This is a genomic window from Bradyrhizobium jicamae, assembly GCF_018130695.1.
Classification (GTDB): Bacteria; Pseudomonadota; Alphaproteobacteria; order Rhizobiales; family Xanthobacteraceae; genus Bradyrhizobium; species Bradyrhizobium jicamae_B.
Genome location: NZ_JAFCJX010000008.1, coordinates 187,505 through 210,322, shown reverse-complemented (window position 1 = coordinate 210,322; position 22,818 = coordinate 187,505). Strand labels below are relative to the sequence as shown.

At 64.7% G+C, this 22,818-nt stretch carries 23 protein-coding genes; 8 read left to right on the top strand and 15 right to left on the bottom strand.

Going from position 1 to position 22,818, the window contains the following annotated elements:
* Window positions 1–9: 9 nt before the first annotated feature.
* From JQ604_RS13840 to JQ604_RS13820, 5 genes are all read right to left on the bottom strand, one after another.
* On the bottom strand, window positions 10–609 hold the full coding sequence (locus tag JQ604_RS13840; protein WP_212357951.1) for a GNAT family N-acetyltransferase: 600 nt from the start codon (window positions 607–609) through the stop codon (window positions 10–12).
* Entirely contained in the window at window positions 609–1,409 is an 801-nt protein-coding gene (locus tag JQ604_RS13835) for an ABC transporter ATP-binding protein (RefSeq protein ID WP_212357950.1), read from the bottom strand. Before JQ604_RS13835 ends, JQ604_RS13840 begins: the two co-directional genes overlap by 1 nt.
* A gap of 14 nt (window positions 1,410–1,423) precedes the next feature.
* Window positions 1,424–2,221: an ABC transporter permease gene (locus tag JQ604_RS13830; RefSeq protein WP_249158242.1), complete on the bottom strand. Its 798-nt coding sequence runs from the start codon at window positions 2,219–2,221 to the stop codon at window positions 1,424–1,426.
* Window positions 2,222–2,270: 49 nt separating this feature from the next.
* Window positions 2,271–3,731 (bottom strand): phenylacetate--CoA ligase family protein, encoded by a 1,461-nt coding sequence (locus tag JQ604_RS13825; RefSeq protein WP_212357949.1) that lies wholly within the window; start codon window positions 3,729–3,731, stop codon window positions 2,271–2,273.
* A 177-nt stretch (window positions 3,732–3,908) separates the two neighbouring features.
* The gene (locus tag JQ604_RS13820; protein ID WP_212357948.1) at window positions 3,909–4,313 is read right to left on the bottom strand and encodes a hypothetical protein; all 405 of its coding nucleotides are present in this window, start codon (window positions 4,311–4,313) and stop codon (window positions 3,909–3,911) included.
* 209 nt (window positions 4,314–4,522) lie between these two features.
* Between JQ604_RS13820 and JQ604_RS13815 the strand changes: the two genes are divergently transcribed.
* Window positions 4,523–4,804 carry a hypothetical protein gene (locus JQ604_RS13815; RefSeq protein WP_212357947.1) on the top strand — a complete coding sequence of 94 codons (282 nt, stop codon included), beginning with the start codon at window positions 4,523–4,525 and terminating at the stop codon, window positions 4,802–4,804.
* Window positions 4,805–4,913: 109 nt separating this feature from the next.
* Here the strand turns inward: JQ604_RS13815 and JQ604_RS13810 are convergent, their stop codons facing one another.
* On the bottom strand, window positions 4,914–5,537 hold the full coding sequence (locus JQ604_RS13810) for a hypothetical protein (protein ID WP_212357946.1): 624 nt from the start codon (window positions 5,535–5,537) through the stop codon (window positions 4,914–4,916).
* A gap of 133 nt (window positions 5,538–5,670) precedes the next feature.
* On the opposite strand from JQ604_RS13810, the gene JQ604_RS13805 reads away from it, so the two are divergent.
* Window positions 5,671–6,072 carry a hypothetical protein gene (locus JQ604_RS13805; RefSeq protein WP_349631098.1) on the top strand — a complete coding sequence of 134 codons (402 nt, stop codon included), beginning with the start codon at window positions 5,671–5,673 and terminating at the stop codon, window positions 6,070–6,072.
* Window positions 6,073–6,314: 242 nt separating this feature from the next.
* On the opposite strand, the gene JQ604_RS13800 is transcribed toward JQ604_RS13805, so the two are convergent.
* Window positions 6,315–7,616 (bottom strand): PQQ-dependent sugar dehydrogenase, encoded by a 1,302-nt coding sequence (locus tag JQ604_RS13800; RefSeq protein ID WP_212357945.1) that lies wholly within the window; start codon window positions 7,614–7,616, stop codon window positions 6,315–6,317.
* 343 nt (window positions 7,617–7,959) lie between these two features.
* Between JQ604_RS13800 and JQ604_RS13795 the strand changes: the two genes are divergently transcribed.
* On the top strand, window positions 7,960–8,667 hold the full coding sequence (locus JQ604_RS13795) for a hypothetical protein (RefSeq protein ID WP_212357944.1): 708 nt from the start codon (window positions 7,960–7,962) through the stop codon (window positions 8,665–8,667).
* Window positions 8,668–8,740: 73 nt separating this feature from the next.
* Window positions 8,741–9,412 carry a transglutaminase-like cysteine peptidase gene (locus tag JQ604_RS13790; RefSeq protein WP_212357943.1) on the top strand — a complete coding sequence of 224 codons (672 nt, stop codon included), beginning with the start codon at window positions 8,741–8,743 and terminating at the stop codon, window positions 9,410–9,412.
* 37 nt (window positions 9,413–9,449) lie between these two features.
* On the opposite strand, the gene JQ604_RS13785 is transcribed toward JQ604_RS13790, so the two are convergent.
* From JQ604_RS13785 to JQ604_RS13775, 3 genes are all read right to left on the bottom strand, one after another.
* Complete coding sequence (locus JQ604_RS13785; RefSeq protein WP_212357942.1) at window positions 9,450–10,244, bottom strand: IclR family transcriptional regulator; 795 nt, start codon at window positions 10,242–10,244, stop codon at window positions 9,450–9,452.
* Between the two features lie 163 nt (window positions 10,245–10,407).
* The gene (locus JQ604_RS13780; RefSeq protein ID WP_212357941.1) at window positions 10,408–12,123 is read right to left on the bottom strand and encodes an FAD-dependent oxidoreductase; all 1,716 of its coding nucleotides are present in this window, start codon (window positions 12,121–12,123) and stop codon (window positions 10,408–10,410) included.
* A gap of 10 nt (window positions 12,124–12,133) precedes the next feature.
* Window positions 12,134–13,333: an ABC transporter substrate-binding protein gene (locus JQ604_RS13775; RefSeq protein ID WP_212357940.1), complete on the bottom strand. Its 1,200-nt coding sequence runs from the start codon at window positions 13,331–13,333 to the stop codon at window positions 12,134–12,136.
* 245 nt (window positions 13,334–13,578) lie between these two features.
* Here JQ604_RS13775 and JQ604_RS13770 point away from each other — a divergent pair, with 245 nt between their 5' ends.
* From JQ604_RS13770 to JQ604_RS13760, 3 genes are all read left to right on the top strand, one after another.
* The gene (locus tag JQ604_RS13770) at window positions 13,579–14,394 is read left to right on the top strand and encodes a lytic murein transglycosylase (RefSeq protein ID WP_212357939.1); all 816 of its coding nucleotides are present in this window, start codon (window positions 13,579–13,581) and stop codon (window positions 14,392–14,394) included.
* A gap of 171 nt (window positions 14,395–14,565) precedes the next feature.
* Entirely contained in the window at window positions 14,566–15,693 is a 1,128-nt protein-coding gene (locus JQ604_RS13765; protein WP_212357938.1) for a caspase family protein, read from the top strand.
* Between the two features lie 253 nt (window positions 15,694–15,946).
* On the top strand, window positions 15,947–18,172 hold the full coding sequence (locus JQ604_RS13760; protein WP_212357937.1) for a phospholipase D-like domain-containing protein: 2,226 nt from the start codon (window positions 15,947–15,949) through the stop codon (window positions 18,170–18,172).
* Window positions 18,173–18,275: 103 nt separating this feature from the next.
* Here JQ604_RS13760 and hisC read toward each other — a convergent pair whose 3' ends face one another.
* Window positions 18,276–19,328 carry a histidinol-phosphate transaminase gene (hisC, locus tag JQ604_RS13755; RefSeq protein ID WP_212357936.1) on the bottom strand — a complete coding sequence of 351 codons (1,053 nt, stop codon included), beginning with the start codon at window positions 19,326–19,328 and terminating at the stop codon, window positions 18,276–18,278.
* A 177-nt stretch (window positions 19,329–19,505) separates the two neighbouring features.
* Window positions 19,506–19,892: a hypothetical protein gene (locus tag JQ604_RS13750; RefSeq protein ID WP_212357935.1), complete on the bottom strand. Its 387-nt coding sequence runs from the start codon at window positions 19,890–19,892 to the stop codon at window positions 19,506–19,508.
* 233 nt (window positions 19,893–20,125) lie between these two features.
* On the opposite strand from JQ604_RS13750, the gene JQ604_RS13745 reads away from it, so the two are divergent.
* The gene (locus JQ604_RS13745; protein ID WP_212357934.1) at window positions 20,126–21,271 is read left to right on the top strand and encodes a Bug family tripartite tricarboxylate transporter substrate binding protein; all 1,146 of its coding nucleotides are present in this window, start codon (window positions 20,126–20,128) and stop codon (window positions 21,269–21,271) included.
* Between the two features lie 214 nt (window positions 21,272–21,485).
* Here the strand turns inward: JQ604_RS13745 and JQ604_RS13740 are convergent, their stop codons facing one another.
* The 3 genes from JQ604_RS13740 to JQ604_RS13730 are packed head-to-tail and all read right to left on the bottom strand — an operon-like array spanning window position 21,486 to window position 22,814.
* Entirely contained in the window at window positions 21,486–21,680 is a 195-nt protein-coding gene (locus tag JQ604_RS13740) for a hypothetical protein (protein WP_212357933.1), read from the bottom strand.
* A 15-nt stretch (window positions 21,681–21,695) separates the two neighbouring features.
* A complete protein-coding gene (locus JQ604_RS13735; RefSeq protein ID WP_212357932.1) occupies window positions 21,696–22,082 on the bottom strand; it encodes a cytochrome C oxidase subunit IV family protein in 387 nt (128 codons plus the stop codon).
* 9 nt (window positions 22,083–22,091) lie between these two features.
* Complete coding sequence (locus JQ604_RS13730; RefSeq protein ID WP_212357931.1) at window positions 22,092–22,814, bottom strand: heme-copper oxidase subunit III family protein; 723 nt, start codon at window positions 22,812–22,814, stop codon at window positions 22,092–22,094.
* Window positions 22,815–22,818 lie beyond the last annotated feature (4 nt).

The window sequence follows — 22,818 nt, the reverse complement described above, 5'->3', positions numbered from 1 at the left end:
CGCAGCGAGTCAGGACGCCGCAGGTTCCGTTGTGGCGCAGTGAATATGACGCAACGGCGACACCTGCTGCACGAGTTGCGACAATCGCGACGGCGCCGCCGAGATCACGCCGCGCGCGCCGCTGAGCGCCTCCGGCACCAGTTCGCAGGCCAGCAGACGCGCGCGTTCATTCGGGCCGGGCATGCGGAGCGCGCCGGTCTTCTCGGCCGAGAAGCCGAAGCGGTTGTAATAGGCAGCGTCGCCAACGAGCAGGATGGCGCGGTGACCGAGCGTCTTGGCCTTGTACAGCGCCTGCCACATCAAGGCAGCGCCGATGCCGTGACAGCGCGCATCGGCCGCAACGGCGAGCGGGCCGAGCAGCAGGCCGGTGTGGCCGGTGGCGGTGACGACGGGCCAGAGCCGCAGCGTGCCGACGAGTTGTCCGCCCTGTCGCGCAACGAAGGCGAGGCCGCGCGCGGGCCGCCGTCCCTCACGCAGACGCTCCGAGGTCTTTTCAAAACGAGTGGGGCCGAAGGCGGCATCGAGCAAATCTTCGCGGGCCGCGACATCGGAGCGGCGCTCGCGGCCGATCACGATCCGCGCCGAATTTTCGGACGCAAGAGCGGGCATCACGCGACCCTCGCCAGATAGATGAATACCTCGTCGAGATCCCGGCACTGGAAGCGCTCAGTGAGCTCGCGCGGGCGGCCCATCGCGACGATGCGGCCGCGGCTCATGATGACGACGAAATCGCAGAGCTGCTCGACCTCGGCCATGTTGTGCGACGACAGCAGGATGGTCGCGCCGCGGCGCTGCTGATAGGCGCGCAGCCGGCCGCGCACCCATTCGGCGCGATCCGGATCGAGCGAGGCCGTCGGCTCGTCGAGCAGCAGCACCTCCGGCTCGTTGATCAGCGACTTCGCCACCGCGACGCGGGTCTTCTGCCCGGCCGACAGCCGCCCGGTGACGCGGTCGAGCACGTCGCCGAGCTCGAAATCCTCGATCAGCTCCTCGATGCGCGCTTTCAGATTGGGCACGCCATAGAGCCTGCCGAACACGGTGAGGTTCTCGCGCACCGTGAGGCGACCGGGCAGCGCGACATAGGGGCTCTCGAAATTCATTTGCTTCAGCACCTTGTGACGCTCGCGCGCCATATCGTGGCCGAGCACCATGGCACGGCCAAAGCTCGGCACGACAAGGCCCATGATCATCGCGATCGTCGTGGTCTTGCCGGCGCCGTTGCCGCCGAGCAGGCCGACGGTCCAGCCCTTGGGCACGACGAAGTTGACGTCGTCGACGGCGTAGTAACCACGGTACGTCTTGCAGAGGTCTTCGACCGCGATCGCAGGCAGCTCCTCGATCTCGATGCGCGCCGGCAGATTGCCGGTTGACGTGGCCCGCCTGGCGGGCACGAATTGTTCGATGTTCATGACAGATCTCCCCGTTACTCGCCCATGGTGAGCAGGCCGCCCTTGTGGCGGGCGCTGTGCAGCAGCGTGATGAAGGCCGTGAAGGCAAGGCCGAGATAGACGGCGTTGAGCGCCAGGCACTCGATCATCAGATCGGCACGGAACACGCCGTCGAGCAGCACGGCACGCATGCCCTCGAACACATAGGTCGGCGTCAGCGACCAGGCGATCGGATGCAGCCAGGCCGGCAGCGCGTCGACCGGGTAGTAGACGCAGCACAGCGGCAGCAGCACGATCATCACGGAATAGGCGAGGCTCTCGGCGCCGAGACCCTGGCGGATCACGAGACCGGCGACGACGAGGCCGATCGCCCAGCTCGTCAGCACCAGGTTGAGGAAGAAGGCGATAAGCCCCGGCCCCATGGCGTAGACGTTGAAGCCGAACAGCAAGAGCGTCAGGATCGTGACCGGAATGGTGCCGATCAAGAGGCGGATCAGGCTCATCAGCATCAATGAGGCCGCGAGCTCGGCCGGCTGCAGCGGCGACATCATCAGGTTCGCGAGATTGCGCGACCAGATCTCCTCCAGGAAGGTGAAGGTGAAGCCGAGCTGGCCGCGGAACAGCACGTCCCACAGCAGCACCGCGCCGAGCAAGAGGCCCGCGGTGCTGGCCATCGCGGATTTGCTCTCATAGAGGTAGGTGTAGAGGAAACCCCACACCAGCATCTGCATCGCCGGCCAGTAGATGATCTCGAAAAGCCGCAGCCATGACGAGCGCAGGATATAGTAGTAGCGCGCCGTCATCGCTGCGATGCGGTTCAGTGAGTCCGACATGACATCCATCCGTTCTTGCATCCCTCGTTGGCGCTGACCGGTCAGGGCATTACGCCATCTCGCGGCGGATCGGGCGGCGCTTGCCGACCTTCGGCGGGAAGAATTCGAGCGCATGGGCCTGGACGCGAACGGGATGCTCGAGGCACAGCGCGAGCAGATCCTCCAGATGCGCAACCGAGCCGTTCAGCCGCTGTAACGGCGTGTCGGCGCCGAGCACGACGCGCGCCTCGACCAGGTCGACGCCGCGCTGCACGATCTCGAACTGCGCCAGATGCAGGTTGCAGTCGAACATCCAGCGGTAGGTCGCATCCAGGATGCTGCCGGCGGGGACCTTGCGGCCGTCGCGGTTGACGAAGGCGTCGTTGAGCCGGCCGTCGATGCTCGCGATCTGCGACCAGTTGATATCGCTTGCCGCGGGCTTGGCCGGACGGGTGATGTAATCGCCCTGGACGTAGCGGATGAACGGCATCGCTTCGTTGAGCAGATTGGTGATCACGGCAATGCCGGACTGGCCGTCGGCCTGCAGCTGTAACGTCGCGGGATCGAGCACGTCGAGATGCACGGTGTCGTCGCAGACGTGATAGACGCCGTTCGGCATCTCCAGCGCGATGCGGGTCGCCTCTTCCGAGGAATACTCGTCGAGCACGGGCACGCCGAGCTGGCGCGACCATTCCGCCCGCGCGGTGCGCGAGGAGTATTCCGAATGGGTCACCGCGACGTTCAGCGTGTCGCGGAACTCGTCGACATGCGGCATCAGCGCATCCAGGCTCGACGGATACAGCGACAGGATTTTCGGCCCGAGATAGCGCAGATGCTGGGCGACACGCGCCGGCGGAATCAGGTTCGAGATGAAGGCGGTCGGATATTTGCCGCCGATCGAGTCGAACCACCACGGCACGGTGTAGACGTGGGCAAGCAAATCTTCAGGCTTGTAATTGCCGCCGCTCTGCATCGCGAACTGGCGGACGCCCTGGATGGTGTCGGTGATGACGGCGTCATAGTCGACGCGGATCAGGAGCGTCTGGCCGGACGAGCCCGACGAGCGCGTCGGGAACAGATCTTCCGGATTGTACTTCTTGTTGACGCATTGATCGGGAAACGCCGCGACCAGCTCGGGCTTGGTGATGACAGGGATCTTCTGGATGTCGTCATAGTCGCGCAGATGCTCGGGCTTGAAGCCGGCGGCATCGTATTTGTTGCGATAGACGGGAATGTCGCGATAGGCCATCTCGACCAGCTCGCGGATGCGGGCCAGTTGCCTGGCGCGGATCTCGGCGACCGGCAGATAGGGATGGCGCATGCATGCGCCGAGATAATTCTCGGTGGCTGCGACGAGGCCCGGGGCTGCGTCGCCGCCGGGCTCGAAATCCGGACGGGTGTGCTCGGACTCCCAGAACTGCAGGCGACGCGGCTCCGCGTCATTCGCTGCTGCCGGAACGAGAGAGGTGGCTTGATCGCACGCCGACGCAACGTCGTCTTGCGAGACCTGAACAGCGAGAGAGGATTCCATCTTCAGCTCCATGAGTGATGCCAAAGTCCGCAACCGGACCTGCGCCTTCATGTCGCGATCAATGAAGCCTCGCGGTCGCTCTCGCCGTGATTTGCATCACACGCGGTCGCAGGGCGTCGCAGGATGAACAGGCGTTCATCGCGATGCGTGCGGGCGATGCGATTGTGCTGAAGAAATCTAGCGACTGCGCTTCGGCAGTTTCGGCAGCTTGTCGAGATTGAACGCCGGCAGCGGCGCGCCGGGCTCAGGCGCAGGCGTCGCCTGCTCGCTCCAGATCAGCGTGCCCTCGAGGATCAAGCCCGGCACTTCATCGGCTTCGCCGACATAGGTGGCGATCTTGCCGATGCAGGTGCCTTCGATTCGAATCGTCAGGCCATCGACACCGAACACCGTGTCGTGCCCTTCGGTATGACGCTTGGTCCGCAGCACGCCGGTGAAGCGCTCGCCGTCGACCTGGCATGTGCCGCTATAGGTCATGATGCTGTCGCGGCCCCAGATCGCTCCATCGGCGACATGCACGATTCCGGTCCCGTGATTCAACGGAGTCTTGAACCAGGCTGCGTAAGTTCCGTCTTTCAGCATCGCGTGGAACTCTCGGACGTCGTCGTTTGAAGAGCAGCGTGAATGACGACACGAGTGAGCTAAGACTTCCTCAATCGACGCGAAATGAGCTGGTGACAGAGAGGTGATGATGACATCTGCGCGATCGTCGCGCGAGCAAGAGTTGATCTTGGAATTCGGAACACCGCTCCATGACACTCGTTGGCTCCCGACACCAGCAAGGAGTGTTTATGCAACGCAAGACAAAAATCCTCTCGATCGTCACCGCATCCTTGATCGCGAGCACCGCCGGCGCGATGGCGCAAGGCTATGATGCCTACGGGAACTCGTATGGATGGGAACGTGGCGCACCGCGCTATGAAGCGCCGCGCGCGAACTACTATCAGAATGGCCCGGGATATTACGGCTCGCTGAACGGCAGCAACCATCCGGCGCCGAGCTCGACCCAGGGCGATGTCGGCCCGCAAGGCAACAACAACGGCACGCTGACCGGCATCTACCGGCAGTGGTGACACGAGCAGAAGTAATGACGACGAGGCCCATCGCTCTCCGGAGCGGTGGGCCCTTTTGCTTGCCGCCAGCAAGACGAAATCCGGCTGACGGTCATGATATCCGAATGGCTCAACTCGCCGTCGGCCCCACCACAATCTCCGCCCCCTCGACGAGATGCTTGCGCAGCGTCTCGGTGAGGCGCCGAATCTGTGTCGGCGTCTCGTTCGGACCGGAAATATAGGTTGGCTTGCCATCAGAACCGAACTGGAACACCGCGTCACTGTCGTCGGGATTCACATCGCCGAATATCCGCTCCACCGTGGCAAAATCGGGATGAGGCGAGAAGCCGATCGATTGCGCCCAGACTGCGGCGTCGCGCAGCAGCTTGCGGGCGTAGCTCGGCTCGATCTCGATCAGGGGCGCGGAGGCATTGCACGTTTCCACGTAGTAATCGAGCCAGTCGCCGTCGACCTCTTTCAACATGACGTCCTTGACGCCGAGGCAGAACACGTCAATCAGGAACGAGCCGAGCCCGATCGAATAGGACGAATTGCCGCGTGCCAGAATCAGCGTGCCGATACCGGTCTCGAACAGGCCCTCGGCCATGTAGCAGGCCTGGACGGGCGTCTGCGCAAACCGCGCGATCCGCGCCGGCAGGCTGGCCTCCCGGGCCTCCACCCGCCGCTTCTCCGCCACGACCTGTTTGCGGTGCTGCGCCTTTTTTGCGCGCTTCTGCGCCATGTTGATCGCCATGACCATCGCTCCCGTGATTCGGATTGCTGGATGGTACAGCCGAGAATCCGCTTGGTGCAGGGGTCTTGCCTGACTATCCTCCGGAAGACTTTCGACCGGAGGGCCGGCGTCGCGTGCACCGGCTGAGGGGTTCGTGGAGCACGCGCAACCTGCTGTCCATCACATGAACGTTTCCGCCGATGCCCTGCACAAGATGTCCGACGTGGAGCTGCTGGGCGCCTACCACGACGGCCGGCGTCAGTTCGCCGAGAAGAAGTTCGAGCGCGACACGCAGCGGGCCCGGCTGGAGTGGCTCAGGGCCCGAATGTTCGTCGGTACTGCCGGCGGGGTCACCGAGCGCAACATGGCCATCGAGGTCTCCGAGGAGATCGCGCGCAAGGGCCAGGAGCTGCGCGAGATGACGCGCGATCTCGATCTGCTCAAGGCGGATGTCGATCTGATCGCGGTCACGCTCCGCTTGCGCGGCGCATCGGCGCTGTCGGGCGCGCACGGTAGTGTCGCCGACGCCGGCGAAGACCACGAGAGCGGCGCGTAGTTGCGGCTCGTTTAAGCCCCCGGCAGTCGCATGTGGGTTCAGGATTAGCGGCATCGACGCCGGAACTCCCTCTCCCGCGCGCGGGGGAGGGCTGGGGTGGGGGTGTCACCGCATTGGGAATCCCAACGTGGAGACACCCCCACCCGCCAAGCATCTTTGATGCGTGGCGGCCTCCCCCGCAAGCGGGAGAGGCGAAGCGCGCCAGCAGACAAGCCTGCGCGCCTCTCATGCGATTGCCTTTGTCACACCCCCGTCACCCTCCAGATCACGTTGCCGACGTCGTCGGCAACCAGCAGCGATTTGTCGGGGCCGAGCGTGACGCCGACCGGGCGGCCGTAGGAGAACTTCTCGTCCGGTGCGAGGAAGCCCGACAGGATGTCGCGCGCGGGGCCGGAGGGACGGCCGTTCTCGAACGGCACGAACACCACCTTGTAGCCGGACAGCGTGGCGCGATTCCACGAGCCGTGCTGCCCGATCACCATGCCGTCGGGGAATCCCGGCAGCGTGCCCGCCGGCATCCAGCACAGGCCGAGCGAGGCAGTGTGACCGCCGAGCGCGTAGTCAGGCTGGATCGCTTTCGCGACCATCGCCGGATCCTGCGGCACACGGTCATCGACGATCTGGCCCCAATAGCAATAGGGCCAGCCGTAGAAACCGCCGTCGCGCACCGAGGTCAGATAATCCGGCGGCGTTTCATCGCCGATGCCGTCGCGCTCGTTGACGACGGTCCACAGCACATTCGTGTTCGGCTCGAAGGCGAGACCGACGGCATTGCGCAGGCCGCTTGCAAAGATGCGGCTGGTGCCACCGGCGAGGTCGAGCTCATAGATCGCGGCGCGGCCCTCCTCCACCTCCATGCCCATCTCGGCGATGTTGCTGAGCGAGCCGACGCCTGCATAAAGCCTGGTGCCGTCCTTGCTCGGCAGCAGGCTGCGCGTCCAATGGCCGGCGGGCTTGAAGGTGACGAGCGTCTTGCCCTGCGCGGTAATGCGGTCGGCACCGGCGCTGTAGGGAAACGCGACCACGCCATCGGTGTTGCCGACATAGAAGGTATCGCCGACCAGCGCCATGCCGAACGGCTGGCTCAGGCCTTCCATGAACACGCCGCGATGTTCGGCTGTGCCGTCGCCATCCTTGTCGCGCAACAGCGTGATGCGGTTGGCGCTGACGCCGAGCGCCGCGGCACGCCGCATCGTCGCCTGCATCGCATAATGGAATACGCTCCTCGGTGTGCCCGCGATCTGCGTCGCCTCCGCGATCAGCACGTCGCCATTGGGCATCACGTGGATCCAGCGCGGATGATCGAGATCGGTCGCGAACGCATTGACCTTGAGCCCCGGCGCCGCGGTCGGTTTCTCGCCCGGCTTCCAGCCCCGCGCCGTCGGCATCTTCAAGGTCGGGATCGCACCCTGCGACTTGGCTTGCGGGATTTGCGGCGTCGCGCCCCAGGCCGGCTGCGGCGACTCGCCCTGCCTGCGCCGCCACAGGACGGCGCCCGCGCCGATCAGCGCGACGACGCGCGCAAAACTAGCCGACATGCTCATGAAATTCCCCTGTTATTCGCGCTTCTTAACCGACGCGTTTCCTCGCGCGAACCACCGTCCACGTCGCTCAAAACCGCCTTCTGCCGACCGGCATCATGCCGGGTAGCATGACAGTAGTTATACGATCTTCGCAATGCAGCGCGAATCGCCGAAATTGCATGGGCGTTCTCTTGTCGGAGCGCTTCCTCCCTGATCTTGAGCCCGCCCAGGTCGGCGGGCTTCTTTTCCGACACCCGGCTGGCTCCCCGCCGGCGCCCGAGCGCGTTGAACCCGGTCCGCTTCCGTCGCAACAAATGGCCAGCCGCCGCAATCCATGCGCGGCATGCGTGTGCGGGGCATTTCCATGGTGATCGTGCTGGCGGGGATTGTGGTCCTCCTCGTCGTCGTCTCGATCCTCCTTGTCGCAACGACGTCCGGCCTCACGCCCGAGGAACGCCAGCGGCTGGAAGACGAAATCAGGCAGTTGGTCACATCGCTGGGCACCGTCGTCCCGCCGATCGACGCGCCGGAGCTGCGACAACTGCATCGTCAGGCCGACCATCCGCGCATGCTGGGCTGGATCAAGAATTCGATGCGGCTCGATCTGCGCGTCGGCTTGCGCATCGTCGACACGCCGTGCGCGGAAACGCCGATGTGGATCGAAACGCCGAATCCGATGCCGCGTTACGGATCAGAGGCCTTTCGGCAAACCCGCGTCATCGTCAATGTCAGGCGCGAGGTGCTGGAGAAAGATCCATTCGAATTTATCGTCGCCGGCTTCGCGCACGAGCTGTCGCATGTGGTGCTGTTTTCGATCCAGCATCCGCTGCAACACAGCGAGCGCGCGGTCGACCTCACCTCGATGATCCTCGGCTATCGGAACTTCGTGACCCGAACCGACCGCACGCAGATCCAGGGCGGCGCGCTGGCGATTGCGCTGTCGCTGCTGCTGTTGCGGTTCGGCTTCGTCTACATCCCCGCCCGCACCCGCTCCTCGCTCGGCTATCTCAGCAAGGACGAGAAGCGCTATGCCAGCCGGCATCTGGCGCGGATCGAAGCCGCCCGTAGTTAACGCCCGACCGGCGTTAGCCATGTTGGTCTTTTCCGGCTTTCGGTGGCGGACCGTTTGCTCTAGCGTCGCAAGCATGAACGGATTCTTAGGGTTAACGGCGAGGGGAATCGGTCTCGGTCTGCTGTGCACCGTGTCATGTGCCCGTGCCGAAGGGCCCGCCGACCCGCGATGGGCTGCCGTCGGACAGACCGCCCGGGCGCCGATCGGCTGGGTCGAGTTCTGCACCGAGACGCCCGACGCATGCAAAGCCGGCGATGACCAGCCGAAGACGATCGTGCTCTCGCAAAAGAGCTGGAGCAATCTCGTTCGCGTCAACAAATGGGTCAACGACAGCGTCAAGCCGATGACCGACATGGATCATTGGGGCCTGGTCGAGCGCTGGTCGATTCCGACCGACGGCTACGGTGATTGCGAAGACTATGTGCTGATGAAGCGCAAGACGCTGATCGACGCGGGCTGGCCCGCCTCGGCGTTGCTGGTCACCGTGGTCCGGGATCGCGACGAAGGTCATGCGGTGCTCACCGTGAACACCGACCGCGGCGACCTGATCCTCGACAACAAGCGCGAGGATATCCTGCTGTGGCGGAACACCGGCTATCGCTTCATCAAGCGCCAGTCGAACGCCGATCCCAACGTCTGGATCGCGCTCGGCGACACGCTTGAGCCGGCGAAACCGGTCGCCGGGACGCCCTCGCCGAGCCCGATCATTCCGCACTCGGCACGAATCGTCAGGGTCGTGGAGTAAGCATCCCTTGCTTTGACACGTTTTCTTCGCGCGAAGCTCACCCGGTCGCGCGCACCGTGCCGTGGCCCAATTGCCGGGAGATGTCGCCGGCGCAATTGCGCAGTGCCGTGGCAATCGCGCTGTCCCAGTCGGCGTCGAAAGTGCCTTCCGGGCCCATCGCGGTGATGGCGAGCACGACGTGGCCGGCGTGATCGAATACCGGCGCGGCGAAGGCGTTGACGCCGGGCAAGGGATCGCCGAGGGCGCGGGCAAGCCCGCGGCTGCGCACCTCGTTCAACATCTCCGCGACCTTCGGGCTCTTCGGCGCGCGCTTGGGATTGTAGCCGACGCCGAGACGATCGAGCCCGCTCTCGATCGCCGCCTTCACGGTGTTCTGCGGCATGAAGGCCGCAAACGCCCGGCCGGTCGCGGTCTCCAGCAGCGCCATCACCGAGCCGACGCGCATCGCGATGTGCACGGGATGGCTCGGCTCTTCCAGCCGCACCACGGTCGCGCCATGCGTGCCCCACACCGCGAGTGAGACGGCGTGGTTGATGGTGCCGGCGAGCGCTGCGATCCGCGGCGTCGCAATCCGCACCGCCGAGAGGCGGCGCAGGCTGATCAGGCCGAGCTCGAGCGCGAGCGCGCCGATCTCGTAACGTCCGGTGGCCTCGTCCTGCTCGATCAGGCCGATGCGTGAAAAGCTCACCAGATACGGATGCGCCTTGGCGGGCGGCATGCCGGCCTCGCGCGCGAGATCGCGCAGCATCATCGGCTCGCCGCTCCGCGCCAGCGCCCGGAGCAGTTCGCCGCCGACCTCGATCGACTGGATACCGCGGCTGTCTTTGGTCATGGGCCCCCGGATGCGTTTTGCCAGCTCGCAATTAGCAGGAAACTGGACTGTCTGCGAGGCGCGACCTCTGACCCTCATGGTGAGGAGCGCGGAACGCGCGTCTCGCACCATGCGGCCCAACTGTGGCCTGCATCCTTCGAGACGCCCGCGTGCCGCGGGGTCCTCAGGATGAGGGTTGAAGTGCGCCCGCGAGATGCTTGCCCGCGATATAGCCGAACGTCAGTGCCGGGCCGAGCGTGATGCCGGCGCCGGGATAATTGCCGCCCATGATGCTCGCCATGTCGTTGCCGGCGGCATAGAGGCCGGGGATGACGCGGCCGTGGGCATCGAGCGCGCGGGCATTCGCGTCGGTGACGATGCCGGCATAGGTGCCGAGATCGCCGATCACCATCTTGATGGCGTAGAACGGTCCGTGCGCCAGCGGCGCGACGCAGGGGTTCGGGCCATGCAGCGCATCGCCCTGATAGCGGTTATAGGCGCGCGAGCCCTTGCCGAAGGCGGGATCGCGGCCTTCGCTGGCTGTTGTGTTGAATTCGGCGACGGTTGCTTCGAGACCCTTCGCATCGATGCCGGTTTGCGCCGCCAGCTCGGTGATCGTGCTGCCGCGCTTGAGATAGCCGGTCTTGAGGTGATGGCCGAGTGGCATCGGACGCGGCGGCACGCAACCGAGGCCGTATTTGCGCAAGGTCTGGTGATCGCAGAGCAGATAGGCCGCGATCTCTTCGCCGGGCTTTGCGGCCTTGACCATCTCCTGCACGAAGTCGTGGTAGGAATTGCCCTCATTGGCAAAGCGTTTTCCCTCGCGCGTCACGGCGATCACGCCGGGTTTTGCCCGATCGATGAAGTGCGGCATCACGCCCTTGCTGCCGTCCTTGCGCGTGGTGACCGAGACCGGCACCCAGGCGGCGGCGTTCGGCAGCGAATCCTCGATCCGCCCGCCGGCGGATTCGGCGAGGCGCAAGCCGTCGCCGGTGTTGCCGGCCGGGCCCGGCGAAAAATGCTCCTTGCCGGTGGGTGCGTGCGGAAACATCTTTTGCCGCCGCGCGACGTCATGCGGGAAGCCGCCGCAGGCCAGCACGACGCCGCGCCTGGCATTGACGCGGATCCTGCGCCCGTCGCGCTCGACGATCGCGCCGCGCACGGTGCCGTTGTCGACGATCAGTTCGCGCACCGGCGAGGACAGCCACAGCGGGACTTTCAGATCGAACGCGGATTTTGCCAGACGCCCGGCCAGCGCGTTGCCGTTGGTCAGCGTCATGCCGCGGCCGTGGCGCATCACGTCGCCGGCGTGCTTCGACAGCCGCTTTGCCACATAGATCGCCGACGGCAGCGAGCGCGTCGCGCGCATGAAATGCACGATCTCCTTGCCGGAGCCGAGCATCATGCCGAACACGGTGAGCTCCGGCAGCGGGCTGCCGAGCGTCTTGATGTGATCGCCGAGCTCGCGGCCATCGAACGGACGCGCCACCATCGAGCGGCCGCCCTGCGCGCCACCCGGCGCCTCCGCGTGATAATCCGGGAAGGTCAGCGGCATGTCGAAACGCACCGCCGTCTTCGTCGTAAAGAAGTCGACGGCCTTCGGACCTTCGCTCAGGAACGCATCGACCCGCGCAGCATCAAAAGAATTGCCGGCCTCGTGCCGCAGATACGTCCTGGCCTGATCGGGGCTCTCCTCGATGCCCCAGGCCTTCGCCAGCGACGTGCCGGGGATCCACAGCCAGCCGCCGGAACGCGCCGTGGTGCCGCCGAAGCGCGGCTCCTTCTCGACCACCAGCACCTTGAGCCCGTGATGCGCTGATGTGACCGCGGCCGACAGGCCACTGCAGCCGGAGCCGACCACCAGCGCGTCGCATTCGTAACTCTCGAGGCCGTCGGTCATGCCAACAATCCTATTTCTTCAGCAGCGGGCACTTGGATTCCGAGACCGGGCGGAAGGCATCCTCGCCCTTCACCGTCTTGACGATCTCGAGATAATCCCACGGCTCCTTTGACTGGTCGGGCGATTTCACCTTGGCAAGATACATGTCCCTGATGACGCGGCCGTCCTCACGCAGCCTGCCGCCGTGCACGAAAATATCCTCGATCGGCAGCTCGCGCATCTTGGCCATCACGGCCTTCGGATCGTCGGTGCCGGCGGCCTTGATCGCCTTGAGATAATGCAGCACCGAGCCGTAAACGCCTGAATGGATCATGGTCGGCATCACCTTGGTGCGCTCGTAGAACTTCTTCGACCAGGCGCGGGTCGCCTCATCCATGTTCCAGTACGAGGCCGTCGTCATATAGGTGCCCTGCGCCGACTTCAGGCCGATGGCGTGGACGTCGGTGTCGAACATCAAGAGGCCAACCAGCTTCTGCCCGCCCTGCACCAGGCCGAACTCGCCGGACTGCTTGATCGCGTTGTCGGTGTCCTGGCCGGCATTGGCGAACGCCACCACGTCGGCCTTGGAGCTCTGCGCCTGCAGCGCGAAGGAGGAGAAATCCGCGGTGTTGGTCGGATGCCGCACGCCGCCGAGCACCTTGCCGCCCATCTCGTTGATGAAGCGCGTGGCGTCCTTTTCCAGCTGCTGGCCGAACGCATAATCCGCGGTGATGAAGTACCAGGATTTGCCGCCTTCCTTGATCACGGCCGACGCGGTGACCTTCGACAGCGCGTAGGTGTCGTAGGTGAAGTGCACGGTGTTCGGGCTGCACAGCTCATCCGTCAGCGAGCTCGCACCGGGACCGGACAGCAGCGCGATCTTGTTGCGCTCTTTCACCATGTTGTGGACGGCGATCGCGATGCCGGAGTTCGGGATGTCGGCGACCGCATCGACCTTGCCGTTGTCGAACCAGCCGCGCACGATGTTGGTGCCGACGTCGGTCTTCATCTGGTGATCGGCGGAGATGATCTCGATCGGCTTGCCGAGCACGGTCGGCCCGAACTCTTCCACCGCCATCTTCGCCGCCTCGACCGAGCCGGGGCCGGAATTGTCGCGCCCCCAACTCGAGAGGTCGGTGAGCACGCCGATCCGCACCACGTCGTCGGAGACCTGCGCATGCGCCGATGACATGGCGCTGACGAGAATGGCGGCGGCGAGAACGGATCTCATGGGCTTCCTCTCCTGCTGCGGCCTCTTGTTGCGGCCGGCCTTGGTTCTGGTTGGCCCGGAGTTAGTAATTATCAAATCTATTTGTCAATAGATAATCGAGGCGACCAACTGCCCGGAACCGCCCGGCCCGCGCGATCGTTGCCGCAGCGCTTGTCAATGCGACGGCGTTGCGCGGCGACTGTCACGCGACGCCGGAACCGCAAATGCTATAGTGATCGCAGACACATGAACCGGAGACGCGCGACATGACCCCTGGCAAACACCACGCGATGGCCGCCCTCGTCGCCCTGGCCACGCTGACCGCCATGGCCTCGCGCGTCGACGCCGCGCAATGCGGCAACGGACCCGGCGGGTTCGAGACCTGGAAGCAGGAATTCTCGCGCGAAGCTGGCGCCAAGGGCATCGGCGGCACCGCCATCGCCGCGCTGATGCAGACGAGCTATGCGACGGCGACGATCAACGCCGACCGCAGCCAGCGCAGCTTTTCGCTCTCGCTCGACCAGTTCCTCGCCAAGCGCGGCGCCACCACGATCGTGTCGCGCGGGCGCGGACTGAAAGTGTCGCAGGGCGCGCTGTTCGCCTCGATCCAGCAGCGCTATGGCGTGCCGCCCGGACCGCTGATCGCGATCTGGGGCATGGAGACCGGGTTCGGCAGCCAGCGCGGCAACCAGAACATGCTGTCGTCGATCGCGACGCTCGCCTATGACTGCCGCCGCCCCGAATTCTTCACCGACCAGCTCTACGCGGCGCTGAAGCTGATCGACCGCGGCGTGCTGTCGGGCGCGACGCGCGGCTCGATGCATGGCGAGGTCGGCCAGACCCAGTTCATGCCGAAGAACATCCTGGCCTACGGCACCGGCAATCTCGACAACGCCGCCAACGCGCTGACCTCCACGGCCGCCTTCCTCAAGGCCCACGGCTGGCGCGCCGGCGCCGGCTACCAGCCCGGCGAGCCGAACTTTGCGGCGATCGAAGCCTGGAATGCGGCCGGCGTGTACCAGAAGGCGATCGCGCTGATGGGCCGGCAGATCGACGAGGGCGGCGGGACGGCGTCGCGGTAAAGCGGGCTACCCGACTTTGAGAAAACTCAATCATCGCGTGCCTTCGACGCTGTTTTGGCGTCGCGCAAGCGGATAACCTCCAGCCCATAAACACTTCCGGCCGGCGGCTTGATCAGGCCGGCGTCACGTCCGATCGGGCACAGCATGGACCGGCGCGGATTCGTTTCGGGATTGGCTGTCGTCACGGCGCTCGCAGGCCTCACGTCGGCGTCCGCTGCGGCCGACGGCAAGCGGGTGGCGCTGGTGATCGGCAACGGCGCCTACAAGAGCGTGCCGACGCTGCCCAATCCGCCGAATGATGCCGGCGACATCGCCGCAGCGCTGGAGCGACTCGGCTTCGCGGTGACGCTGATCGCCAATGGAAACTTCGACGGGATGCGGCGTGGCCTGATCGCGCTGGGGCGCGAGGCCGGCGGCGCCGACATGGCCGTGGTGTATTTCGCCGGCCACGGCATGGAGATCAACGGCGAGAACTGGCTGATCCCGGTCGATGCGGAACTGAAACGGGACACCGACGCGGCCAACGAAGCCATCAGCCTGCGGAGCGTGATGCTGCAGGTCGCCAGCACCACGAGCCTTGGCCTCGTGATCCTCGACGCCTGCCGCAACAATCCGTTCGCGGCGAAGATGAGCCGGTCGCTGGCGGTGCGTGCGGCGGTGAGCGGCGGGCTCGGCCGCATCGAGCCGGCCGGCAACGTGCTGGTCGCCTACGCCGCCCGCGACGGCACCACCGCGCTCGACGGCGACGGCCGCAACAGTCCGTTCACGGCGGCGCTGCTGCACAATATCGAGAGCCCGGGCGTCGAGGTCACCTTCATGTTCCGCAACGTCCGCGACGACGTGATGGAGGCGACGCGCAACGAGCAGCAGCCATTCGTCTATGGCTCGCTGTCGCGCAAGGCGATCTATCTGGCGGGCCGGCCGTCCGGGGCGGACGCTTCGAACACGTCGCAGGCGAATGCGGCCCCGACGGTCTCAGGTCCCGCGCCAGCGCCGCCGCTCGCAGTCGATCCCACACTGGTCGGGACCTGGGAAATCATGGTGCCCGGCGAGCGCGGCGCGTCACGCTGGGTCTGGCGCATCCTCGGCGACGGCACCTACAAATTCCGCGCCGAAGGCCTTCGCGCCGCGCCCCCGCACGAGGGCACGATCACCGCCGCGAACGGTCACTGGACACTCCATGCGCTCAAGGGCCTGCCGAAGGATTACAGCGACGGCGGCTCGTACGAGGTCCGCGACACCACGGCTGTCATCACCGGCAAGCTCGGGACGGGATACTGGAAACGGAGCGTGGAATAGGCACGCAGCATCAAGCGGCCCGGAGATCGCTTCCGCGCATCCGGGCTACGATCGCCTGCCACGTTCTACACACCCTTGTCGTTCGCGACCGCGTCCTTCGGCGGCGCGGCCATCGGAAAAGTCAGGTTCGCACCCTCCGTTCGGTTGTGCAGAGTGCGATCCCACCTTGCAACTTGAGATTGACTATTTGTCATGTTGAAATAGCTTGTTGATCAGGCTGCATTTTTGGATTTTTCATTTTGAGGAGGTCTTTATGAAATTGATCAAGCGTGCCGGCGCCTGGTGCAACGGTGAGGTCGCCTACATCGCATGGGACATCGAGAAGCAGATCAAGGGATGCGTCGGCTTCATGGTCACGCGCGTTCACGAGACCGGCAAGGATAAAGGCAAGCGCCGAATCCTGCCGACATGGATCGCTTTCACCGACCAGAACAATCCGAACTGGAACGAACAGGACGCCTCGGTCTGGCCAATCCAGAACTTCCATTGGCGCGACCTTACGCTTCGGAAGTCGCGCGATACCACGACCGTCCGGCCGATCGATTTCGAGGTTCATTATGAGATCGTTCCGGTCGCCCTCGCCGACGCAAGCCAGAAGCAGCTTCCACTGTCTCCCACGGCGCCTGAGAAAGACGCGCACGGACAGCCAAGCTACCTCGGGCCCAAGCACCCGCTCGTCGCGATCGGTGATCCGATCAAGACGAACACGATCAATGTGACGCACGACTACGGCAAGAACGTCAAGGCGACCTTCACAAACGGGATCCTCTCGACGCAAAACCTGGTCCGACAGCTGGAAAGCGTGAAAAAGGGGCCGTCCAAGAACGCGGTCAAGGATGCGAACTCGGACAAGCCGGCCAAGCGCGCCAAAGCCGCCGACCAGAAGGAGAACCACCTCCTGAAGACCCTGAAGGAGGAAATCCAACGCCCGGATTCGAAGATCCGGGAATTCCTGATGGGAGATGTCTACAAGTTCGTCACCGAGCTGGTCGACCGCGCCAGGAAGGAAGGTGGCCAGGTCTATCTCGCGCTCTATGAGCTGCACGACAAGCAGCTCATCAAGCTCCTGGTCGACGCCATGAAATCGAAGCTCATTCACATCATCCTGACAACCGCGGGCAACCTCAATCCCAATCCGAAGGCGAAGAAGGGGGCCAACGGAGCAGCGAAAAAGAAGGCGGCGAAGACGAAGAAGCTGCCGGTCCTCTGGGACACCGAGAACGACGATCCGCGCGCCCAGCTCCACAAGGCGGCCGGCGCGCAAAAGGATCGCGTGATCGACCGGATGTTCAATTCGTCGGCGAGAATCGGACACAACAAGCTCGCCGTCTATGTCAAGGGTGACAAGCCGGTCGCCGTCATGACCGGCAGCACCAACTGGACCGAAACCGGCCTGTGCGCGCAGTCGAACAACTGCATCATCATCGAGGATGACGCCGTCGCCGCCGATTATTTCGCTTATTGGAACGCGCTGAAGGACGACAAGCAGGCTCCGCGCAAGCCGCTGACGGTCACGGTGAAGGGAAAGAAGGTGAAGGGCGCCGCGCCGAACTCGAACAAGCAGGGCGCCGAGATTCGGGCCGAGAACCAGAAGGCGCGGAAGGAGCACAAGCTGTCCGCCGGCAGCACCGCCCAGGTCTGGTTCTCCCCCAACACCAAACAACCGACCGTGCCGAAGAAAAGCCCTGCCCGGCCGGCCGACCTCAAGGAAGTCTATGACCGCATGGATGCGGCCAGGAAGGCCATCATGTTCCTGGTCTTCATGCCCGGCCGGTCCGGCGTGAACAACATCGTCGGCGAAGCTGCCGACATCGAACGTGGCGACAAGAACGGCGAGAGCGCGCAGTTCGCGAAGAAGCTGACCTCGATCTCCGACAAGGGCCGCTTCGTGCTCGGCGCCATCAGCGACCCGACCGCGATGCCGAACTACGTCGCGCCCAAGAAGGGCGAGAAGAAGCCACCGGTGAAGAAGGGAGCCATCAAGATGCCGCCGCCGGCGATCTGGTGGCCGGGCGGACCGGGAAGCCAGGTGGCGATGGTGCGCGCCGCGGCGGTGCGAATTCCGTTCGGCAATCTGCGTCCTGAACTGTTGACGGCGGGACACGCCATCATCCACGACAAGATCATCGTGATCGATCCGCTTGACGAGAAGAGGTGCACGGTGATCACCGGCAGTCACAACCTCGGCTACAAGGCGTCCTACTGCAACGACGAGAACTTCCTGATCATCGAAGGCAACCGCGATCTGGCGGTGTCCTACGCCGTGCATGTCCTGGACCTTTACGAGCACTATCTGATGCGCGCGCGGCTGGAGGAGAAAATCCGCCAGGACATCAAGGACGGCAAGCTCACATCCTACAAGGAAGCCGCCGCGCATGTCGTGCCGCATGGGCTGCTTTCGCTGACCGACAGCTGGCAGAAGGGCAAGCTGGAAAGCAAAGGTCCGTCGACCATGAGCTACTTCCTCGCCAACGCGTAGCCTCGCGGCGTATCCCTTCTCGAACTCGCGCCGGACATGCCGACCGGCGGGAGCGAACACAATGAGCGGGGCCACCTCATGTGGGCGGCCTCGGCGCTTGTCGTCAGATCATCTCACGCAGCAGCGCGATGAGCTTGCCGCATTGCTCGTCGGTGCCGATCGTGATCCGCAGGAAATCCTCGATCCGCGGCTTCCTGAAATGCCGCACCAGAACGCCACGCTCGCGCAAGGCCGCGGCGAGATCGGCACCGCGATGTTTGGGATGCCGCGCGAACACAAAGTTCGCTGACGACGGCAGCACCTCGAAGCCGAGCGCGGCGAGATCGCGGACCAGCGCCTCGCGGCTCCTGATGATCCGCCCGCGGGTTTCCTCGAACCACGTCTCGTCATTGATCGCCTCGACCGCGCCGGCGATGGCGAGTGTATCCAACGGGTAAGAATTAAAGCTGTCCTTCACCCGCTCCAGCGCATCGATCAGCGGGCGCTGGCCGATCGCGAAGCCGACGCGGAGGCCCGCGAGCGCGCGCGACTTCGAGAGCGTCTGGATGACAAGCAGATTGTCGTGGCGCGCGACCAGCGGGATGGCGCTCTCGCCGCCGAAATCGACATAGGCCTCGTCGACGACGACGAGTTGATCCGGATGCTCCGTCACGAGCTCTTGGATCGCGGCGCGCGGCAGCGCGGTGCCGGTCGGCGCGTTCGGATTGGCGAGCAGGATCGCGCTGCAGGGCCGGCGATAATCCGCGATCTGCACGCGCATCGACGCATCCAGCGGCACCTCGACATAGCTGACGCCATAGAGGCCGCTATAGACGGGATAGAAGCTGTAGGTGATGTCGGGAAACAGCAGCGGCGCCTCGTGCTTCAGAAGCGCCTGGAAGGTGTGCGCCAGCACCTCGTCCGAGCCGTTGCCGACGAACACCTCGCCGACCGTCACACCAAAGCGCGCCGCGATCGCCTCGCGCAGCTTGAGCGCCGTCGGATCCGGATAAAGCCGCAGCCGATCCGTGGCGCCCGCGATCGCCGCCAGCGCGCGCGGCGACGGCGGATAAGGGTTCTCGTTGGTGTTGAGCTTGACGAACGTGCCCTGCTTCGGCTGCTCGCCGGGCACATAGGGCGACAGGCCGTGAACGATGGAACTCCAGAAGCGGCTCATGATGCGTAGCTCGGCGGTGAGGCGGACACGTCAACGAGACCACGGCAGACGCCGTGGTCCGACGACCATGGGATGATGGTCCGCCTGATTTCAGGTCTCAGCGGAGCGAATAGCCCGCTTTGAATGCCATGTCACCGCAATTCAACAATCGTGGCGGCCACCACCCCCAGAACAAGCTCATCGCCACCGGTTCACCAGCCACAGCCCGCCCCACGATCCCAGCAGCGCAATGACCATCTGGCCGGCGAGCGCAACCGACATCACGGGGCCTCCCGCCGCCGCCAGACTCGTGGATCCATTCACGAATGGCACGAGCAGCATCACCATCACCATGCCGCCGAGCGGGGCGATCAGCAGGGCCCCGGCGAAGGAGACAACGACGTTCACGATCCAGCCCAGCACACCCCGTTTCTTCACCCATGCCTCGTGGATCGCGACAGCCAGTGTGCCGGCGAGAACACCCGTCGCGATCACCAGCGCCCCACCGACGCTGTCCAGCGGGATCGCGCCGGTCCATTGCAGAAGCAGGATGCCGATCACGGCAATCAGCACGATGTAGGTCATGAGGTCCGTCGCCAACGTTCTGTCGATGGCGCGAGTGTGCACGTTCGTGCCGCGCTGGGAAGCGTGACAAACTTGCGCAGTCGGATGACCCCGACGAAGGCGATCCATTGATCTTTTCATTTTTTGCAAAAGAGATGCTCGGACTGCGCCAATGGTTGGAAGAGACTCAAGTCTGTAACCTTCGGTCAACATGGCCATCAACGGCCACGCTGCAACGAGGGGGGACTGCATCCATGGACTTCGGACTCTTCGCCTTGTCGCAGCAGCGCGGTGATCATCAGTCCTCGCGGCAGGTGATCGACAACGCGGTCGGTGCGCAAGGCCCTGCCGCGGGATCTGGCGCGCGCAATGGCCTGACCGGTCGCCCCGGATCGAAATTGACGAGAACGCTGCTGTGTCTCGTCGCCGCGACGACGCTGGCGCTCCAGGCGGGCGCCGCGCGGGCCCAGACGGCCGCGGAATCGGCTGCGAATTCCTGGCCGAACCGCGCGATCACCTGGGTGGTCCCGTTCGGGGCCGGCGGCGTCACCGACCTCGTCTCGCGCAAGATCGCGGAGCTGCTGCGGACGCGGCTTGGGCAGCCTGTGGTGGTGGAGAACCGACCCGGCGCCGGCGGGACCATCGGGACGGAGTTCGTTGCCCGGGCCCAGCCCGACGGCTACACCGTGCTCTACGCCTCCGGCGGACCGATGACGATCCAGCCGAACCTGGGGCTGACGAAGCTCAACTACGATCCGCTCAAGAGCTACGTCCATATCCGCGGCGTGAGCTCGGCGAACCAGATCCTCGTCGCAACCGCAACAGCGCCCTACAGCACGCTGGCCGAGTTCGTCGCCTACGCGAAGGCCAACCCGGGCAAGATCAATTTCGGCTCCCCCGGCCCCGGCACCGCCCAGCATCTTGCCGGCGAGATGTTCCAGGCGGCCGCCGGCATCAAGCTGACCCACGTGCCCTACAAGTCGGGCTCGAGCCAGATGACCGACATGATGTCGGGCATCCTGGACGTCTCCTTCGATTACCTCACCGTGCTCAGGCCGCTGATCGACACCGGCAAGGTCAAGGTGCTCGGCACCACCGGCACGGCGCGGCTGGCCGCGCTGCCCGACGCGCCGACGGTGCTCGAGGCCGGTTACCCGGACGCCGTCAGTGTCGGCTCGGCCTGGGTCGCGGTCCCGGCCGGGACCGACCCGAGAATCGTGGGCAGGCTCTCCGAGGCGCTGGCCGCCGTGCTCGCCGACCCCGGCATCGTCGCGGACCTCGCCACCAACGGCCAGGTGTCGATCGCCGACAAGGGGCCGGCCGAGATGGGCCCGTTCATCGTCGAGGAGACCGCACGCTACAAGCGGGTGATCGAGAGCGCGCGCATCGCCGCGCATTAAAGCAAGGCACGGTTGTGTACGTCGCGCACGCGAAGGAGTAGCCGTCGGCGATTACGGTGCAGTGCTGGACTGCACCCCTTAAGTGAGACACGCTAATTGCGGTGACAGGCATTTCGAGAATGACCTGTGGCGGCACGAGGAAAGAACCGTCAGTTTCCGACGGCGTTCAAATTGAAGGCGATCAAGCGAGTCGATCGCGGCGCGTCGGCCTCTCTCACCGAGGAACGTCCTCGGCGAGCGGATGTGACGGATGACGTGTGTCGCCACGCTGGTTTTTCGGGCGTACGTACATGATGACGGCGTCCGGAAACTCCGTCTTCACCCTCAGCGCGGCAGCGAGCGCGTCCTGTGCGTCCAGAACGACATGGTTTGCTTTTCCCTTTAGCTTGAGCCCGACGGTAAATTGCATCCGCAAACCTCCCGGCTATGCCGTTGGCGCGAAGAATATGACGCGGAGCAGATGGGTATAGTCGGATTCAAACACCATGATCGCCACGAATACCAACACCAGGACCGGCGGCAGCAGGATCGCGTAGGCGAGCGCCAGCCGCTCCCAGGCCATGTGCATGAAGACGGCAACGATCAGACCCGCCTTCAGCACCATGAACAGCAGGATCAGCGACCATCGGAGATAGCCATGGACGCCGAAATAGTCGACCAGATAGGAGCAGGTGCTGAGCACGAACAGCCAGCCCCACACCACGAGATAAAGCTTGATCGGATGCTGCTGGCCCTCGGCGTGCGCGGTGGGTGATGCGAGCGCCTCATGCGCGTGTTGCTGCGCTTCCAGATGTACCGCGACGTTTGTCATGCTGAGACCTCACCAGAGATAAAACAGCGCAAAGATGAACACCCACACCAGATCGACGAAGTGCCAGTAAAGGCCGGTGATCTCGACGATTTCGTATTGCCCCTTGCGGCTTGTGAAGAAGCCGCGCCGCTCGATATCGAAATCTCCGCGCCAAACCTTTCGCGCAATGATGATCAGGAAAATCACGCCGATCGTCACGTGGGTGCCGTGAAAGCCGGTGATCATGAAGAAGCATGAGCCGAACTGCGCCGCGCCCCACGGATTGCCCCACGGCCGCACCCCCTCCATGATCAGCTTGGTCCATTCGAATGCCTGCATCCCGACGAATGTTGCGCCGAAGGCCGCGGTGGCGAGCATCAAGGCGGCGGTTTTGGCGCGATCGCGCCGGTAGCCGAAATTGACCGCCATGGCCATCGTCCCGCTGCTGCTGATCAGGATGAAGGTCATGATGGCGATCAGGATGAGCGGGATGTGCTGGCCGGCGATGTTGAGGGCGAAGACCTCGCTCGGGTTGGGCCAAGGCACGGTGGTGGACATCCGCGCCGTCATGTACGACAGCAGGAAACAGCTGAAGATGAAGGTGTCGCTGAGGAGGAAGATCCACATCATGGCCTTCCCCCAGGAGACGTTCTTGAAGGCGCGCTGATCCGACGACCAGTCGGCCGCGATGCCTTGCCAGCCTGCCGGCCGCGCGGGCGGTTCGATCTGACGTGTCAGCGCCGTGTCTGCCATCTCG

Bases quoted from the DNA above. Each gene is read 5' to 3' on its own strand.
- JQ604_RS13840 (WP_212357951.1), bottom strand. From the start codon at position 609: ATGCCCGCTCTTGCGTCCGAAAATTCGGCGCGGATCGTGATCGGCCGC.
- JQ604_RS13835 (WP_212357950.1), bottom strand. From the start codon at position 1,409: ATGAACATCGAACAATTCGTGCCCGCCAGGCGGGCCACGTCAACCGGC.
- JQ604_RS13830 (WP_249158242.1), bottom strand. From the start codon at position 2,221: ATGTCGGACTCACTGAACCGCATCGCAGCGATGACGGCGCGCTACTAC.
- JQ604_RS13825 (WP_212357949.1), bottom strand. From the start codon at position 3,731: ATGGAATCCTCTCTCGCTGTTCAGGTCTCGCAAGACGACGTTGCGTCG.
- JQ604_RS13820 (WP_212357948.1), bottom strand. From the start codon at position 4,313: ATGCTGAAAGACGGAACTTACGCAGCCTGGTTCAAGACTCCGTTGAAT.
- JQ604_RS13815 (WP_212357947.1), top strand. From the start codon at position 4,523: ATGCAACGCAAGACAAAAATCCTCTCGATCGTCACCGCATCCTTGATC.
- JQ604_RS13810 (WP_212357946.1), bottom strand. From the start codon at position 5,537: ATGGCGATCAACATGGCGCAGAAGCGCGCAAAAAAGGCGCAGCACCGC.
- JQ604_RS13800 (WP_212357945.1), bottom strand. From the start codon at position 7,616: ATGAGCATGTCGGCTAGTTTTGCGCGCGTCGTCGCGCTGATCGGCGCG.
- JQ604_RS13795 (WP_212357944.1), top strand. From the start codon at position 7,960: ATGGTGATCGTGCTGGCGGGGATTGTGGTCCTCCTCGTCGTCGTCTCG.
- JQ604_RS13790 (WP_212357943.1), top strand. From the start codon at position 8,741: ATGAACGGATTCTTAGGGTTAACGGCGAGGGGAATCGGTCTCGGTCTG.
- JQ604_RS13785 (WP_212357942.1), bottom strand. From the start codon at position 10,244: ATGACCAAAGACAGCCGCGGTATCCAGTCGATCGAGGTCGGCGGCGAA.
- JQ604_RS13780 (WP_212357941.1), bottom strand. From the start codon at position 12,123: ATGACCGACGGCCTCGAGAGTTACGAATGCGACGCGCTGGTGGTCGGC.
- JQ604_RS13775 (WP_212357940.1), bottom strand. From the start codon at position 13,333: ATGAGATCCGTTCTCGCCGCCGCCATTCTCGTCAGCGCCATGTCATCG.
- JQ604_RS13770 (WP_212357939.1), top strand. From the start codon at position 13,579: ATGACCCCTGGCAAACACCACGCGATGGCCGCCCTCGTCGCCCTGGCC.
- JQ604_RS13760 (WP_212357937.1), top strand. From the start codon at position 15,947: ATGAAATTGATCAAGCGTGCCGGCGCCTGGTGCAACGGTGAGGTCGCC.
- hisC (WP_212357936.1), bottom strand. From the start codon at position 19,328: ATGAGCCGCTTCTGGAGTTCCATCGTTCACGGCCTGTCGCCCTATGTG.
- JQ604_RS13750 (WP_212357935.1), bottom strand. From the start codon at position 19,892: ATGACCTACATCGTGCTGATTGCCGTGATCGGCATCCTGCTTCTGCAA.
- JQ604_RS13745 (WP_212357934.1), top strand. From the start codon at position 20,126: ATGGACTTCGGACTCTTCGCCTTGTCGCAGCAGCGCGGTGATCATCAG.
- JQ604_RS13740 (WP_212357933.1), bottom strand. From the start codon at position 21,680: ATGCAATTTACCGTCGGGCTCAAGCTAAAGGGAAAAGCAAACCATGTC.
- JQ604_RS13735 (WP_212357932.1), bottom strand. From the start codon at position 22,082: ATGACAAACGTCGCGGTACATCTGGAAGCGCAGCAACACGCGCATGAG.
- JQ604_RS13730 (WP_212357931.1), bottom strand. From the start codon at position 22,814: ATGGCAGACACGGCGCTGACACGTCAGATCGAACCGCCCGCGCGGCCG.